This window comes from Rothia sp. P5764 (assembly GCF_048512965.1).
Taxonomy (GTDB): Bacteria; Actinomycetota; Actinomycetes; order Actinomycetales; family Micrococcaceae; genus Rothia.
The window spans coordinates 1-15,276 of the sequence record NZ_JBLXXQ010000008.1; the positions used below are offsets into that span (position 1 = coordinate 1).

The 15,276-nt window shown below is 50.1% G+C and carries 14 protein-coding genes; 4 read left to right on the forward strand and 10 right to left on the reverse strand.

Features of this window, described 5'->3' with window-relative positions:
* The first annotated feature begins 507 nt into the window (after positions 1-507).
* Positions 508-1,428 carry a replication protein RepA gene (locus ACN08Y_RS09945; RefSeq protein WP_419112568.1) on the forward strand — a complete coding sequence of 307 codons (921 nt, stop codon included), beginning with the start codon at positions 508-510 and terminating at the stop codon, positions 1,426-1,428.
* 136 nt (positions 1,429-1,564) lie between these two features.
* Here ACN08Y_RS09945 and ACN08Y_RS09950 read toward each other — a convergent pair whose 3' ends face one another.
* Both ACN08Y_RS09950 and ACN08Y_RS09955 read right to left on the reverse strand, forming a co-directional pair.
* On the reverse strand, positions 1,565-2,245 hold the full coding sequence (locus ACN08Y_RS09950) for a hypothetical protein (protein WP_419112569.1): 681 nt from the start codon (positions 2,243-2,245) through the stop codon (positions 1,565-1,567).
* Positions 2,239-2,532 (reverse strand): hypothetical protein, encoded by a 294-nt coding sequence (locus tag ACN08Y_RS09955; protein ID WP_419112570.1) that lies wholly within the window; start codon positions 2,530-2,532, stop codon positions 2,239-2,241. Before ACN08Y_RS09955 ends, ACN08Y_RS09950 begins: the two co-directional genes overlap by 7 nt.
* A gap of 228 nt (positions 2,533-2,760) precedes the next feature.
* On the opposite strand from ACN08Y_RS09955, the gene ACN08Y_RS09960 reads away from it, so the two are divergent.
* Both ACN08Y_RS09960 and ACN08Y_RS09965 read left to right on the forward strand, forming a co-directional pair.
* Entirely contained in the window at positions 2,761-3,267 is a 507-nt protein-coding gene (locus tag ACN08Y_RS09960; protein WP_419112571.1) for a hypothetical protein, read from the forward strand.
* A gap of 7 nt (positions 3,268-3,274) precedes the next feature.
* Positions 3,275-3,838: a recombinase family protein gene (locus ACN08Y_RS09965; RefSeq protein WP_419112572.1), complete on the forward strand. Its 564-nt coding sequence runs from the start codon at positions 3,275-3,277 to the stop codon at positions 3,836-3,838.
* Positions 3,839-4,064: 226 nt separating this feature from the next.
* Here ACN08Y_RS09965 and ACN08Y_RS09970 read toward each other — a convergent pair whose 3' ends face one another.
* The 6 genes from ACN08Y_RS09970 to ACN08Y_RS09995 all read right to left on the reverse strand — a co-directional run bounded on the left by ACN08Y_RS09970 (position 4,065) and on the right by ACN08Y_RS09995 (position 12,454).
* A complete protein-coding gene (locus ACN08Y_RS09970; RefSeq protein ID WP_419112573.1) occupies positions 4,065-9,926 on the reverse strand; it encodes a helicase-related protein in 5,862 nt (1,953 codons plus the stop codon).
* Between the two features lie 11 nt (positions 9,927-9,937).
* On the reverse strand, positions 9,938-10,423 hold the full coding sequence (locus ACN08Y_RS09975; RefSeq protein WP_419112574.1) for a TnpV protein: 486 nt from the start codon (positions 10,421-10,423) through the stop codon (positions 9,938-9,940).
* Between the two features lie 181 nt (positions 10,424-10,604).
* On the reverse strand, positions 10,605-10,964 hold the full coding sequence (locus ACN08Y_RS09980; protein WP_419112575.1) for a hypothetical protein: 360 nt from the start codon (positions 10,962-10,964) through the stop codon (positions 10,605-10,607).
* Positions 10,965-11,001: 37 nt separating this feature from the next.
* Positions 11,002-11,433, reverse strand: coding sequence for a single-stranded DNA-binding protein (locus tag ACN08Y_RS09985; RefSeq protein WP_419112576.1), 432 nt, complete (start codon positions 11,431-11,433; stop codon positions 11,002-11,004).
* A 47-nt stretch (positions 11,434-11,480) separates the two neighbouring features.
* Positions 11,481-11,804, reverse strand: a complete 324-nt coding sequence (locus ACN08Y_RS09990) for a hypothetical protein (protein ID WP_419112577.1) — start codon at positions 11,802-11,804, stop codon at positions 11,481-11,483.
* On the reverse strand, positions 11,804-12,454 hold the full coding sequence (locus ACN08Y_RS09995) for an AAA family ATPase (protein WP_419112578.1): 651 nt from the start codon (positions 12,452-12,454) through the stop codon (positions 11,804-11,806). Before ACN08Y_RS09995 ends, ACN08Y_RS09990 begins: the two co-directional genes overlap by 1 nt.
* Before the next feature lie 154 nt (positions 12,455-12,608).
* Here ACN08Y_RS09995 and ACN08Y_RS10000 point away from each other — a divergent pair, with 154 nt between their 5' ends.
* Entirely contained in the window at positions 12,609-13,274 is a 666-nt protein-coding gene (locus tag ACN08Y_RS10000; RefSeq protein WP_419112579.1) for a hypothetical protein, read from the forward strand.
* A 40-nt stretch (positions 13,275-13,314) separates the two neighbouring features.
* On the opposite strand, the gene ACN08Y_RS10005 is transcribed toward ACN08Y_RS10000, so the two are convergent.
* On the reverse strand, positions 13,315-14,067 hold the full coding sequence (locus ACN08Y_RS10005) for a hypothetical protein (RefSeq protein WP_419112580.1): 753 nt from the start codon (positions 14,065-14,067) through the stop codon (positions 13,315-13,317).
* 79 nt (positions 14,068-14,146) lie between these two features.
* Positions 14,147-15,073, reverse strand: coding sequence for a hypothetical protein (locus ACN08Y_RS10010; RefSeq protein ID WP_419112581.1), 927 nt, complete (start codon positions 15,071-15,073; stop codon positions 14,147-14,149).
* Positions 15,074-15,276 lie beyond the last annotated feature (203 nt).

Sequence of the window (15,276 nt, forward strand, 5' to 3'; positions counted from 1 at the left end):
TGCCGGGAAAGATGACCATCAGCTGAAGATTGCTTATCCACAAGTTTCGCGCGCGCGTTTAAGTAGGAGGTTTAAATGAAAAAAGCTTTTTGTAAAAGCTTTTTGTAGTACCCCTGAAAAAAGCTCAAAAATCGCGGTTTGACTAGTATAAATAGTGGGTGTGGATAACTTTCACTTTGGGGTAAATGTCCCACTACTTTGGGGTAAATGTCCCACTACTTTGGGGTAAATGTCCCACCCTTAGCTCAACTTTGGGGTAAATGTCCCACCCTTCAGGCCGCATCGGGTGAACTGAGTCACATTCCTGTGGATAACTTTCACTTTGGGGTAAATGTCCCACCCTGGACAACTCACCACCTTTGTTACTGGTCAGTAACAAAGGTGGTTCCCTTGACAGGGGGTGGTATGACCTCTAGGCTCAAAACGTTAGGGCAAAAAAGATGCCCCCATAGTGCTAGCAACACCATGAGGGCCAGCCAACCACCTAGTCATAGTAGGGGATTGACCATGAATGAGTCTATCAACTTCTCTCAGATAGCAAAAGTAGCCAAAAAGCGTGCTGACCTGGCACAAGAAACCGGCAACTCTCACAGTAGCTTCTACCCAGCACAATTCATTTACTGCTGCCTGCCCTACCGAGCCACTGACGAGAAAATCTGGCTCCGCGAAAACGGTACCTGGACACTGGGTATCACCCCCGGCATCGTCACTAACCCAGACGGCTCCCGAGAGTCCTTTATCCCCTCCGGCAAACTAGCCCGCGCTGCTTTGCTGTATGTGACCACCGAGGCCGTCAAAACAGGCTCACCCCGTATCGAGCTAGCTAAGAGCTACCGAGGCTTTTTGCAAGATTTAGGTATCCAGTGGAATCAACGCAACGCCCGTGAAGCTGTCCGTCAGCTCCGCGCGGTACTCTCCATGAGTATCCAGCTCTCCTTTGTCACCGCAGACGGCGAGGGGGGCAACGTTGTCAGCGAATACGATTTTAGAGTCGGCAGTGGCCGGGAAATTCATTTTGATGCCAACGCCGATATTAAAGAGCGTGAATCTTACCTCCTGCTCTCCCAAGAATTTTATGAAGCGGTAGTCGTTGGCCATGCCGTTCCGATTGTGACCGAAGCATGGCGGGCGCTAATCCAAGAAACAAAGTCACCCCTAGCCCTTGATATTTATCTCTGGTTATCCTCACGCCTAGCTAACCTGACCAGCCCCGTTCATATTACTTGGGATCAGTTATATTCTCAGTTCGGTTCAGAATCCCAAAGTCTAGCCGAGTTCAAAAAATCGTTCCGCGTTGCCCTGGAAACTGTCAAGGAGTACTATCCTGGCGCGAACGTGCGTGAGATGGGCACCGGGCAGGGTAAGACCAAGGGGTTTAAGGGTCTGGTTCTTTATCGTTCTGTCCCGCCGTTGCCACCTAAAAATTAATTGATTTGATGTCAGTTTTACTCCACCCCCTGCTTTTCACTTGTGCAGGGGGTTATTTTTATCCCCAGACACAAAAAGCGGGGCGGTAGCGTCATTTTGACACCACCGCCCCGCTAGGCCAGGGTACTTATTACTTCTATCCCCGGACTGCTCTCACTACTTCACCCATGCCCCAGAACACAATACGGGCAATAGCCATGCAACCTAACAAGATCACAACCATACCCGCCTCCGGGGGAACTTCCGCATAGGCTGGAAAAGCTAGATACAGAGACGTTATCACCAGCAGTTTTGCCCCGAGTAAGCGATAGCGCAAAGTGTACTCTTTGTAGTCCAGGTTCCTTGTCCTGGCAGCCCGATAGATTAGCTTCGCCAGTGAAGCCATATTCTTCACGAAAAGTGCGATTGCTATTGCGGTAGCAAGAGATGAATACGTGAAGTTTGAGGGGTTGAACGCATAAAAGGCTGCCACCGTTGCAAGGTCCACAGTGAACCATGCCAGATAGTTGAAGGCAGAGCCGGGGCCAGTAACCTTGTCGAAGATACTGAATTCGGCCATGTACCCTGCGGTGTGGTATCTGACCTGCTTCCACGTGAGGTCGGTCAGAACACGACTGAGCAGGAATGAGGCGACAACAAGAAGCATGTACACCCCGGAGGACTCTGGCATGTCATTGTCCCAGGGGGTTGATTGGGCCGCAAAATACATAGCTGCCACTGTGCAGGCTATCTCGATCGCATAGGTGGCCAGCCACCAGAAGGCTGACTTTTTGCTGTATTTCAGGGGGTGTTCGAGCGTAAACTCTGCTTCTACCATGTTGGGTTGCTCCACTTCTGCGCTTTTGAGAGTCGGGATATGTTGGCTCTGCCTAGTCCTAGTTCGCGGGCGATTTCGGCCCCGGACTTGCTTTTGAGTAGTTGGGTGACTGCTGCGGCACGGACGGCTGCGATTTGCTGTGATTGATTGTTGAGCTCGTCCTGGAATTGACCGAGGCGTTTGACTACTTCAAGGAGCCCGCCTTCGGTTTCTGCCCAGCCGGGGGGGAGCTTGTCGAGTTGTTCCAGGAATTGCTCTGGGGTGGTGAGGTATTTGTTCTGTGGCATACCCCTAGTGTATATACCCCCCTAAACAATGTCAATAGGGGTCTGAACATTTGGTGTCGTACTTTGTATCAAAACCGCTCACACTCAAACTTTAGATACAATCGACTTATGATACAGACTTCTGATACAAAAAAGGGGGCCGCTGACTTCGGCAACACAGCCCTGCTTACCCTGTATCAAAACCGGTCGTATTAATGCACCCAAGAAACACACGAAAAGAGAACACTCATGTACCCAACCCTGACCGCGGCCAAAGACCTTCTAGGTAATACCCCAGAACAGATCATCGAACCCCTCAGCGCCTGGGGGTGGTCATGGCGCATCGTAGTAATCCTTTTCCTTCTAGCCGTGGCCAACTTCCTGGGCCTCATCTTCTCTGGCCGCTACGAACCACCCACATGGCTATTCTCGGGCTTCCTGGCCCTAGTGATTTACCCGCCCCTACTCTCCATCTTCCGGGCAATCGCCCCCGCACAGGAGGCCGCTAACAGGCTCGCAACCATTGGCTTCCTGGTCGTGGTAGCGGTAGCCTTCATCGGCATAAAATCCTTTACCGGCCACACCCCCAACCCGATTCCAAGCATTGGGTCTCCGCTCGGTGGGCTTCTTTCGGCCATCGTAATTGACCGTTTCTCAGAAGGGCTCGCTGGCCTCCCTATGGCCTGGACAACCGCCATCATACTTGCAGCCGCCGCCCTCATTTTCGGTGCTATCTACTCACAAAGCAACCGGTAAAACTGCAATGAAGATTGGTTACGCCCGCATCTCCACCCCTGAGCAAGCAGAATCCCTCACCACCCAAAAACAGGCCCTGCTTACCCAGGGGTGCGAAAAGGTCTACACAGATATTGCTTCCGGCGCTAGAGCTCAACGCCCCGGCCTTGCTGAGGCCATCAACTACGCTCGGAAAGATGACGCCATTGTTGTTACCAGGTTAGACAGGCTTGGTCGCACAACCCTCGATACCCTAAACACCATTCGGCAACTAGATGAACGAGGTATCAAAGTGCAGGCCCTGGATATTGAGCTTGATACTTCGACCCCGGCAGGCCGCCTTATTATCAAGGTCATTGCTTCGCTTGCAGAGTGGGAACGTGATTTGCTGATCGAGCGAACTAGGGAGGGGCTGGCTCATGCGCGGGCTCAGGGGAGAGTATTGGGGCGGCCTCAGAAGCTCTCACCGGATCAGAGGGAGGCGGCGTTGCAGTCTCTTGCTTCGGGTATGAGTGAGTCTAAGGTGGCTGCGGCTTTTGAGGTTTCTCGGCCTACGATTGCCCGCCTTAAAGCCAAAAACCTAAGTAACTAAGAATGACATCTATACGGTAGGATGAATCTCTTTAATCCAACTTTTGATGTTTATATCGGGTATGAAAAAAGGGGCACCTCACTAAGAGGTGCCCCCCTGTATCTGCAACCGTGGCTACCAAACCATAGCCAGATACATTGGGCACAAGCTATAGAATGCGAAACATCAGCGCCAAAGAGAACGCAAAAGCAATCTACAACTTACGCCATAGTTAGCATAGCATTTACTAACGGACTAATCCTTGCACTTTACCCATACGACGGTCTTGGTTAGCATGCTGAACACTTGCCGCCATTGCGACTCTCTGCTGGCTCCGTAAAACAGGATCAGTCGCCTGCCTTTGACGCTTTAATTCCTCAGCTTTAACCTGAACAGCCTTGAGCTTTTCGTCTGCAACCTGAATCTTTCCTCTTACCTCAGATAGCTCTTGGGCTTTAGCTTCTTTACTAGAGGAAACCTCAGATAGATGCTTCTTCCAGCTCGCCAGCTCTTCATCGTTTTCTTTAGCCCACTTCATTGCCTGGTAAGCCTCTGAAGCGCCGTGGTACTTCTGGGAAATTTCAGCCTTAAGGTGCTTAAACTCATCTTGCCTCTTAGTGCGATTAAAGATTCCAGCCTTTTCGACCTCTTGCTCTGCTGATCGTAAACGAGCAAAATCGGTTACAGCCTGCTGCTCAATTAAAGACTCCCGCTCATCGATAGAAGCCTTCACAGACGATTCTGAGGCCTTAATTTTGGCTAAATCACCTTCTGCTTTTCCATACTCATCCCAAGCTTCTTTCAGATTCTTTTGTAGTTCCTGAGCCCTATTTGTTAACTCGCGATGGTTATACTCTAAATAACTGCTCTGAACTCCAACCTTCAATTCATCTACGTTGCTGAACCTTTTCTGCTCAGTAGGAGTTTCGAGAAGAAAACCTTGCACCTTGTTATCTTTGACATCATAAAGAGCTACAACATCAATACCCGTTAAACCAGCATTCAGTTCGTCGTAGAGTATTGCCCTATCCTCTCCATACTTATACCCTGAAGAATCAATTTTCATTTCTGTCTCTTCAAAGGCAGTCTCATCGTGCCAATATTTAATCCCGGTTTGCTCGGAAATCTGTTCCATCGCCTCTGTAAGAGAAGGAAGAACCTTCTCCATAGTTGCCTGTTCCATCGCTTTCTCTCCTAGCTTCTCTACTGAATCTGTGACCAAACTAATTTCTTCCTGCTGACTTTCCATCAGCATTTGTGACCGAACCTGATCATCGGCAGTCTTGAATTTCTCCACCATCTGCCTTAGACGTAGCTCTTCGGCTTCCGCTAGGCGCACCTGCTCTACTTGGGCAAATGGAACCTCTGCCTTAGCCTTATAGCCGGGTAACAGCTCTTTAGCTTTTACCAGTTCTTTCTCTAGACTTTCAGCCTTCATGGCGATGGAAGAAACTGCATTTTCTAAACGGGTTACCAGGCCTCGATTAACCTGCTTCATTTCTGCGTACCCGGTCTCAACCTTCACCCAAGGCATGTCTTGAACATGAAGCGTTACCGGTGTCTTGGAAATGTGGCCAGGTGTAGCTGCTTGCAACACCCCTACAAAGTTGAGCCCACCTATAGTAATAACCTCCCCTAATTGCGTAGCCCTTACCCAGGACGGTGAACCGATGCCATCAGCCCATTGCTTTAACGCCTCAGCCACATCAACACGCGAATCAAAAAGTTTTCCATTCATCACTGCTGAGAACTTATCACCTGTGGTCTCAACAACCTGTCCAGCGGCCTGCTTCATCGCCGGAATCTGATCCTCCAGTACCTTGGTTCGGGCAGATAAGGTATCGTACTGAAATTGCGCTAATCTACGTCCGTTCTCATGACCAGACATGATGCTACGGAGTTTTCTCACCTTAGCAACTGCCTCCGAATGTTTCATGATGAAAGGATTGCCGGTTGCAATCGCCTGAGTCTGAGCCATAGAGACTTCAGACTTACCTAAATCTTCCATCGTGCGGATAGACATATCACCGCGCATTACTTGCGAGATAAACCGTTGCTTACGCAAAAGAGTTGACCACATTACCGCATCAAAGGTTTCAGACGTCACAACCTGAGTAATCCGCACCTGTTGGTTCTGATTACCTGGGCGTAAAATACGGCCATCGCGTTGCTCCAAATCAGCGGGGCGCCAAGGGGCATCCATATGAACTAGATGTACTAGGCGATTCTGAATGTTGGTTCCTGTACCCATACGAGAAGTAGAGCCAATGAGCACGGCTACCTCCCCATCACGGCACTGCTGGAAGAGTTTTGCCTTTTTCGCCTCAGTATCAGCATCTTGAATGAACCGAATTTTATCTTCGGGTATGCCTGCAATAACGCACTGTTGCTTGAGCTCATTATACATATCGAACCCCCGGTCTTTACCGGGAACACCGTAATCACAGAAGACTACTTGCAAAGCGCCAGGGTTAGGGTGTTCCTGGTCAGTGCCAGGAATTAGGTAGTTGCGGTTCTTATTTTTCTCGTAGACCTCAGCTAGTACCTGCGCTGTGGCCTCCGATTTCGTAGGAACCTCCCCTGTAGGCGTCGCAGCCGGGTCAATCAGACGGTAATCAGCGGCCACTTTACGCCCGTCTGAGGTGATAACCAAAGGGTTATCTGCACCTTTTTCAGCACGGCCGCTCAACGCTTCATACCGATCTGCCAGGTGCTCTATATATGCGGCTTGCTCCGGTGATCGTTTCAAAGAAAGGATATGAGGTGCCGCCTCGCCTTTCTCGTTAGGTTCCAATTCTGGGCGTTTAAGATAACTTAAATCATCAGCTAGCTTTACATCTGCGTAGGTATGCATGGTGCGTACCAGCTCTGGGATGTTGACGAATTTCGAAAAGCGGGTATTCATTTTGTAAGAATCACCGCCGGCAACGGTCAGTTCCATCTCCGTCACCGTCTTACCATAGGTCGCAGCCCAAGAATCAAAGTCCTCTAAGCCTTGTTCACGTAAAAGTTCTGGGGCCAAGTAGCGGTTCATGACGTAAAGTTCAGCCATTGAGTTAGCCACCGGGGTTCCTGTGGCTGCGGTGATAACGCGGTTGCCGTTGGTTTCCCGCAGATATTCCACTACAGAATGCAGGTTTGTTGCTTTCTTTGAACCTTCAATTTGTACTCCAGGGATTGATGAGAATGTTTTGAGGTTCTTAAATTCATGCATCTCATCAACACACAGATAGTCAATACCCGTTTCCTCAAATGAAATACCAACTGGGGAAGGGCTGGACAACAGGTTTTTAATCTGTTCCTCCAGTCGTTCCATACGTTCTTGGAGTTGTTTGGTGCTTCTAGTTTCCTTACCTGAACTTGCAGCCCTCTCATTGTGCTTATATAGAGCATGCTCCATCAGATCGACCTCTTTTTGCAGGTAGGCGGCCTGGCCTTCATTAGAAAGTTGGAGCTTGTTGAAAGCAACGTGCGTCATAATTACTGCGTCCCAGTCATTTGTGGCTACACGCGCAATAAACTGTCTATGCTTATCGCCACTACCAATGTCCGATGAGGAGGCTGCAAGCAGACGGGCTTGGGGGTACAGCTCAAGCCACTCTCGAGAGAATTGCTCCAGCATGTGATTGGGCACCAAAATCGCAGGCTTTTTGATAAGACCTAGACGTTTTAGCTCCATAGTGCCAATTACCATTTCAGCGGTCTTGCCTGCGCCGACTTCATGGAATAACCCGACGCTGGGTTCATTAATCATGCGGGCAATAGCTGTGCGCTGGTGAGCATGAGGGGTAAAGGTCTTCACTAGACCCGGCAGAGTTAGGGCTTTGCCGGCCTCGGCATAGCTCCGCAGTGCATAGTTATTATGTGTATCGTTGTAGGCCCTTAAGAGCATTTGATGACGTTCTGGGTCTTCCCAGACCCACTCAGCGAACCGATCACTGATTTTTTCGGCCTGTGCATTGGCATGGGCGGTGGCTTCGGGATTAAAAGCCTTATCTGTGATAATCCTAATCGGCTTTTTCTCAATTGCTGCCTGGAACAGCTGGGCTGGGCTACGCTCGGGTGTCCCGTAGTTATTTGGGTCAGCGCTTGAGCTGTTTGTTAGCTCCCACATGCCGCCGTGAACACGGCGTAGATTGGCACGCATATCACCAAGCTCTTCATGCAGGAATTGCTCGTGAACAGCTTCAGGAATCCAGACTGCGCCAGGCTGAACAGTAATATCAGCCGCAGCAATATCCTCGGGAATGGCCTTCTCCAAAGCTTGAACATGCTTTGTGAAATGAGGGTTGCGCTCCGCAGCGGCTTGAGCTTCTTTGAGTTTGGCTTTGACATTCCCAGAAAGGTATTCCTCCGCAGTCTGGTACTGCGGTGCTTCAGCGCTAGAGCTTGGCAGAACAAAGATGCGGTCTCCTAGCTCAGAGATCACAGCCTCGGTGGAGTCTTTCATTAGCTCGGCCATGTACTGGATATCCACTCCGCCCTTAACGTCGAGTGAGACAGCTAGGGCATCCAGTGCGTTATCTACGTGGGTGACAGGTTTACGCGGTTCTAGAATACGGTGGTTTAGCAGGTCAGCGGGTGTGGCTGAGTTGGTGGCTTGGGAATAATTCTCAAGACCTAGTACCAGGGCTCCGGCAGGGTCTTTGAGGAAGGTGCTCATGACAGGGCGGCGTCGCACACGAGTCTCACCGCTTTGGGTATAGGTGAGAGTTCCACCGTTAAGTGGCCCGTATTTGTCTGTATGTCTATGGTAGGTTTCGCGTAGCTGGGTACGGGCAGCCTCCATTGCAGTCTCTGGCACAGCATCGGTAGCTTCAGCTGCCAGAAGAGTCTTCGTCTGGTCGCGCAATGAAAGCAGACTCTTGAGTTCTTGCTCTTGGGTCTTGGGTACCCGTAGAGGCCGTTGCTCTTTCTCCTGGTAGATAGTGAATGTACCATTAGGGTGCACGCTAATGTGCTGGTCTAGTAGCCCTTCCCCAGGTAGGAGTAGGGGCATAGATTCTGAGGCCTTAGCTGGTTCAGTGGAATATGCGCGACCTGCTGTGATAGCCACCTGAGCATCGGCCTCAATCGCCTGGGCCAGGCGTTGAGACAATGTTGCACGTTTCTGGGCAGTTGCAGTAACAGCTTCACTAATCTGCCCAAAACGGTTAGTTTTGAGTACAGTTTCTCCCAGCAGGTTCTGGGGTGCATCTTCAAAATAGGCGTTACGGTGATAGGTCAGTCCGTCCTCAGTGCTGTATTGCTTACTGGTGATCCAGACATCAGAGAGTGGAGTCTCATTCTCTAGGCGTTTGCGGAAAATCAGCAGGTCGGTCATTACCGTGGTGCCTGCATTATCAAAAGCTCGCTCTGGTAGACGGTACGCACCCATCAGGTCAGCCTGGGCATACATGGCTTCTCTTGCGGAAGAACCAGCTGCATCAAGGGTTCCTGTTGACGTAATCAGAGCTACCATACCGCCTGGTTTAGTGAGGTTCAAAGACTTGATAATGAAATGGTTATGCATGGAATGTCCAGCTGCGTTATGGCGTGGGTCATGCAAAACAGTCTGGGAAAATGGCACGTTACCAATAGCTGCGTCGAAGTAACCATTCGGGATAAACGAGTCAGCAAAGGATTCATTGCGGATAGTGGCTTCGGGGTAGAGGTAGGCTGAGATAGCTGCGCTGGTGGGGTCAATTTCGATGCCGGTTACGCGGGTATCGGCAGGAGCCTGGCTAATAAAGTTTCCGATACCGCTACCTGGTTCTAGGACTTGTCCCCCGCTGAAACCATACTTTTTCAGGCCTTGCCACACAGCTTTGGTATAAGTGGGGTCAGTATAGTGGGCATAGTTGACCCCTCGCGCAGCCTGCCGATAACTTTCTTCACCCAGTAGCTCTTTGAGCTCGAATCGATCGGGCTCTGTCTCACGGTTAGCTTCGTTGAAGATTTCGGATAGATCGCCTGCGCCCCAACCTGTGTACTGGGCTAGAACTTGTTTTTCCTCATCAGTTGCAGACCTGCCGGCCTCTTGTAACCTTTTTAAGGTTTCTACTGCCGCAATGTTACGTCGATAGCGTTCAGCGACGCTTAGTGCCCCTTGCGGAGAGGCACTAAGCACTAAGTCTTCAGCTAGTGGGCCAGCATGTTCTGCAATTCCTGTTGCCTTTTCAGCAGGGGCGATGCTGCCAGATTGTAGGCCTCCTGGCTGACCTGAATCTCCCCTTCGTCCCGGCCCTGCCGTAGAGATGGCGTCAGCTGATGAAAGACTAGCGATTCCTCCAGGCTGTTCTGAATCCAGTCCAATTCGCTCTGTATTTCTTCCTGGCTCATCGATTCTTCCTCCCATAGTTCTTGTGGGGGTAGCAGTAGCTCCTGACGCACTGTTTCCTCCGCCCGCTTCTTGGCCGCTTCCAAGCGTCCCACCTTCTGTATATAGCCTTCGGTCAGGGAATCCGGTCCCGCGTACTGAGTTGTTAGCTCCTGAATCATCAGTTCGGCTTGTTCCTGAATCTGTTGAAAGTGCTCGTCCAGATTCATTTCCTCTTGCATCTGGACGTAAGTGCTCGGAGCTAGAATCTGCCAGTTCTGCCTGGCTATAGCTGCGTAGTTGCTCATCTTGAACCTCCTGAGAGTTTGAGAATAGATACTCGAAAATATCGAGCTGGCCCTCAATAAGGCCGTATTTTTTCGCCACGATGTACTCCATGCAGATAGCGGATAGATGCCACCTACTTTAACCGTGGATCGAGACGTTTAATAGAAAGTTATGAATTTACGAAATAGCGGTAAAGGAGCTCTAATAATTTTGCTGAACCTGAATATTGCCGGTTAGAAGGTTGTAGATAAACAGGACGATGCAGACGGAGAAAAAAGTTAAGGCGACATAGCCTAGGAAAATTCGACTGTACCGGTTCCATCCAAAGAATGGAACGATGATGTAAATCCAGCTCAGAGCAAGGGCGGTGTAATGGAAAGCTAAGAAGAGCCAGAGAAACACTTTTTTAACACCGTGGAAGAAACCAGCAAGGGGGTTTTGCCTATGCTGTTCAGGTATCATCATAGGTTGCTGATAGTAGTTTTGCGGCGGACGCCCAGGATTATAGGTCGGGGCCTGCTGTTGAGGGCGGTTAGGAGTGGTGTAGTAAATCTGGCCCATCTTAGCCTCCTTGTGGTGGGCTACGTTGCTAGCTATCCTAGCTTTCGAGGGTCGAGGGGTGTGCTTCGACGGTACCCTGAGCGGGCTTAGGCTTACGGTTAATGGTGACGGAAACAAAACGGTTAGACGGCGCTATTTCATCGGCAAGTAGGCTCATGCTGCGGATGGTTTCGCCGTCACGCTTACGTTCCTTGGTGATAAGAATTCCTGTGGCAATTAGTCGATCGCCCTTTTGTAACTCTTCACTGATACGCTGAACATAATCGTTCTGTTTCTCACTTCCTTTAGAGCGCACTTCGACGTCTAGGTATGTGGTGATACCAGGAACGTAGTCTTTGTCCGCTGCGGACCATACACGCGGGGTGTGTGCCACGGTCATATAGGTTACAGCTGCCCCATCTTTAAAGAACCGTAGTTCAGGGTTGCGGGCAAGGTTTCCAACGATGGTGAGAGGAATTTCGTTATTCATTGTGAGTTCTCCAGATTTTCGATGTCATGTGATATGACATGATGTGATTACTTAATAGGTACGTCCGCACCAAATTCAAACTCGATAGCTTCGAAGAGGTAGTGGCTAATGAGTTCATTTTGGCTCATACCTTTTTTCTTAGCTGAATATTTCAACAGTTCAGCTTGGGCTTCGGTGCCGCGCAAGGTGTAGAGACTGTACTTGCGGCCTGCTGCTCGTCTTTCAAGGCGGGCTTCGGGGGTTTCCTCGGACTCTTTCGTGTTCTGCCCAGAATCAACTCTGCTACTGGCAGTGACTCGTGGCGCCTCAGCCGCTTCGATAAAGGCGTCAATATTGGTAGGGGTAGCTCGCTGGCGGAAAGTGGATGCCATTATCGTCCTTTGGTGAGTTCGAGAACTTCTTGAGCAAGCAACTGAATTTCAGCCTTAGCTTTCGAGTCGGTGCCTTCGGTAACAGCTTTTCCTTCGGCTAGGGCTACCTGGTATGCCTTGCGACTGTAAATCACTACATCCGCTAGCTTAGCCTGCGGTGTTGCCTGGCTCAGGTATTCCTTAGCCTCTTGGGCCTCAGAGCTCATTACATGGGTAGAAGCCTGTGAGATAACGATGAAGGGAATGAGCTTAGGGTTCAAATCCTGCACCATGTCAATAATCTGCATCAAGTCCACAGTTGCGTCTAAGTCAGCCTGGGCTGGGCGGCTGGGAACAAGCACGAGATCTGCAACTGTCATGGCTGACCGCAACTCTTTAGAGTCTTTGCCGGCCGTATCGACAAGAACTACATCGTAGCTCTTATCTAGTTCGCACAAAGTTTGACTCAGGCGACCCTCTTTTCGGAGGGTCATGATGGCCTCGTAGCCAAACTCTTCCCTATCGTCTGCCCAGCGTGAGGCGGTGTGGATAGAAGGGTCTGCCTCAACGATGGTAACGCTCATGCCTTGCTGCTGAAAAGTGGTGGCTAAGTTGACGGTCAGGGTGGACTTTCCCACCCCTCCTTTATGGTTTCCAATAAGTAAGATCATGACATCATTCTAACCCTAATGTCGTGTGATATGCAATGATGTGATGTGAAATGATATGAATAATTTAGGCTGTAAGGATCAAGCCCACGGAAGGTACTCCAACGGTATGGCGTAGAATCGAAATGTACATGACCCTGTAAGGAAGCCTTTCTCAGTGAATATTGAATCCTCAGAATTTACCTTATGGGTCGAAGGTTTTGCCCCAGGTGCAACTCTTAAGGAGATTTGCACAGAAGCAAACCTAAGTCTTTCCACGATCTCAGAACAGCGTAGCGGCCAGCGCATTACACCGAAAACTATCATTGCGATTGCCAGGGCATACAGGCTCAACCCAGGAAATGAGTTGGCCACGTTCTCGGGGTATGAATCACTTGCAAAAGCGCCGCTCACTCTTGTAGATGCGGCCCCGTTTTATTCTGCGCTTGAGCTGTTGCACCAGTGGTTCGTTAGAAAAGGCAAATCTCACCCAGGATTAGTTTTCGCAGCGCCCGAAGCTAAACTTAAGCGGTGGATAGATGTAAACCGAAAATCAGCTACTCAAAGAGAGCTGGCTCAGCATTTGACCATGCAACCGTCAAACTTCTCACAACAAATTAAAGATGGCACATTGTCTATCCCCCGCATCATAGAACTGGCTACTTATCTAGGCACTTCTCCACTTCCTGGACTCGTTGCAGCTGGATATATGCTCTTTGAAGAAGTTTTCAGCCAGAACCCCGAAGATTACTTGATACGTAGACCTGATAATGAGCTGTTATCTGCTTTGGTGAAGGGCACTATCTTCCTGCCTTCAGATATAACTCATATCATAGTGCCCTGAGGCCTCCTTAGCCCCTGTAATCTTTGCTGAAACCAGCCCATTAATACACCCAATCAATGGGGTTGGTCTCAGCAATTAAATTGTTACTGTAGCGAAACTGAAAAGCCCCACCGACATCTGCCACTGAAGGTCCTGAACAGGTTAAGAGGGTGATGGTATAAGGACCTGCTGAGCGAAAGACTCGTGATTGTATCTCACGTTGTTTCTGTAGCTGTTTCTGAAGTTCCTCATTGGACGGTTCGTCTGCCGTTTTTTGTTCTAGGGTTTCATCAAATTGAGGTGCTACGTAAAGGCTCGTTAGCTGGGTAGCTATCACCTTACCGTCCTTGTCGGCAGTAAAAATCAGGTCGCATTTTGAAAGTTCATGCAACTGCCCCCAAGCTGTTAGCTCTCCGCCACTGTCGCTGATTATTCCAGGTTCATAATCGACATGCCCCACAAGCAAGGATACCCCTTGTGCTGCTCCGACTTCCTCTGAATGGCTGTAGATAATTCCGTCATTAGTAGCCGCGGATACAGGCAAGGTAAAACCTGGCGTGAATGATGCCCCAGCGTTGATTGCTGGTGCCCACCAGCTCATCGGTGAGAGCTCCGGTATTTGGCCCATATCAACAGGGGGATCACACTTCACATCCATAAAGCTCTGCTTCGGTTCAGGGGCTGAATGGGCAGTTACAGTGGGTGCCTGCACTGTCTTTTCTATAACAGGGCTGGGGGTTATAAAGAGTGCTATGGCACTCAAGGCTGAAATTGCAGAGCCTGTTGCAAGTAGCCTGGCCATCTTCTTGGTCATTTTGCTCTCCTTAACAGAACTGTGGGCCTACACCTGGTTCAGGTGTAGGCCCCATTATTCGTGGGCTGTAGCTATGTAGCTACAGGGACTTCTTCGTGCGGCGGTATTGGGAAAACGCCCCTACACCTAGCACAAGCGCTAGTAGGCTAATGAGCCACCCTGCTATAACTCTAGTGCTACTGGTGTTCTCAGCCAGCACCTCGGCTTGCTGTGCTGAAGTTATTGATGCCGCACCGCCTGCCTTAAAAGTGGTTGCTGGTACAGTTCGTTCGGAGATAGATTGACGGCCAGTAGCCCCGTCAGTGATTATCTGGCGTACGTTAGTCTGCCCCGCTGCTGGGTCAGTAACGTACTCGGTTGTTACCTGGTGGCCCTCTGGGGTGATTTGTTCGGTCACAATGGTGGATGCGCCGGTAGCCTCATCGCTAGTCTGATTAGTGATGGTTCCAGTCAGTATGATGTTTTGTTCTTGGTCGATTTGTGGTGGTGCTACTGCATCAGCTATTGGGGCAGGAAGTTGGTCTGATGCAATTGGAGCTGCGGAATCCTCAACAGGATTCTCGGTATCTACTGGGGCGGCACTCTCAATTGGTTCCGTAGTGGGATCAGGTGCAGGGATGACGCTTTCAACTGGTACTGGTGTGGGCGAGGGAGCCGGGTTTTCAGTCTCGATGGGTACAACGGGTAATGAAGGGTCAGTAGGTTCAGCTGGGGACGGATCGGCAGGGTCTGAAGGGTCTGGAATAGGTTCCGGAGCAGTTGGAGGGTCAATCGGAGTTACTTCAATGGGTGCAATGGGATCTTCTACTGGCTCCTCTGTAGATATAGGCTCTAAGAGTTTTTCCTCAGCAGTGGCTGTCTCCCCAGGTAGAGGGGAGGCAGTCTTTGATGCTGTGGTAGGTTCGAACGTGACTTCTTCTGCAGATGCTGCCGTTGGGAGTGGACCGGTAATGACAATCCCGGTGGCAATTAACGCGGTAGCGGTCTTTGTCGTGTGAGCTGACATAAGTGTCAGGCTCCTTCCTATCACATGATGTGATGTGATGTGATGTGATTTTCTTGATATGGCGTTGAGCCGCACTCCATATGGGCGGCTCAACATGATGTTTCAGGCGAGTTACTTTGTAATACCTACCGTTTATTTTAGTAACGATGAAGCTTTATTGTGTTAGAAGCGTTGCCATTTCCCGTTTGGGGGAGGGGGCTGGT

What these genes read in the sequence shown, in the direction of transcription:
- ACN08Y_RS09965 (WP_419112572.1), top strand. Translation starts at nt 3,275, where the DNA reads ATGAAGATTGGTTACGCCCGCATCTCCACCCCTGAGCAAGCAGAATCC.
- ACN08Y_RS10005 (WP_419112580.1), bottom strand. Translation starts at nt 14,067, where the DNA reads ATGACCAAGAAGATGGCCAGGCTACTTGCAACAGGCTCTGCAATTTCA.
- ACN08Y_RS09990 (WP_419112577.1), bottom strand. Translation starts at nt 11,804, where the DNA reads ATGGCATCCACTTTCCGCCAGCGAGCTACCCCTACCAATATTGACGCC.
- ACN08Y_RS10010 (WP_419112581.1), bottom strand. Translation starts at nt 15,073, where the DNA reads ATGTCAGCTCACACGACAAAGACCGCTACCGCGTTAATTGCCACCGGG.
- ACN08Y_RS09960 (WP_419112571.1), top strand. Translation starts at nt 2,761, where the DNA reads ATGTACCCAACCCTGACCGCGGCCAAAGACCTTCTAGGTAATACCCCA.
- ACN08Y_RS09995 (WP_419112578.1), bottom strand. Translation starts at nt 12,454, where the DNA reads ATGATCTTACTTATTGGAAACCATAAAGGAGGGGTGGGAAAGTCCACC.
- ACN08Y_RS09950 (WP_419112569.1), bottom strand. Translation starts at nt 2,245, where the DNA reads ATGGTAGAAGCAGAGTTTACGCTCGAACACCCCCTGAAATACAGCAAA.
- ACN08Y_RS09945 (WP_419112568.1), top strand. Translation starts at nt 508, where the DNA reads ATGAATGAGTCTATCAACTTCTCTCAGATAGCAAAAGTAGCCAAAAAG.
- ACN08Y_RS09980 (WP_419112575.1), bottom strand. Translation starts at nt 10,964, where the DNA reads ATGGGCCAGATTTACTACACCACTCCTAACCGCCCTCAACAGCAGGCC.
- ACN08Y_RS09985 (WP_419112576.1), bottom strand. Translation starts at nt 11,433, where the DNA reads ATGAATAACGAAATTCCTCTCACCATCGTTGGAAACCTTGCCCGCAAC.
- ACN08Y_RS09975 (WP_419112574.1), bottom strand. Translation starts at nt 10,423, where the DNA reads ATGAGCAACTACGCAGCTATAGCCAGGCAGAACTGGCAGATTCTAGCT.
- ACN08Y_RS09955 (WP_419112570.1), bottom strand. Translation starts at nt 2,532, where the DNA reads ATGCCACAGAACAAATACCTCACCACCCCAGAGCAATTCCTGGAACAA.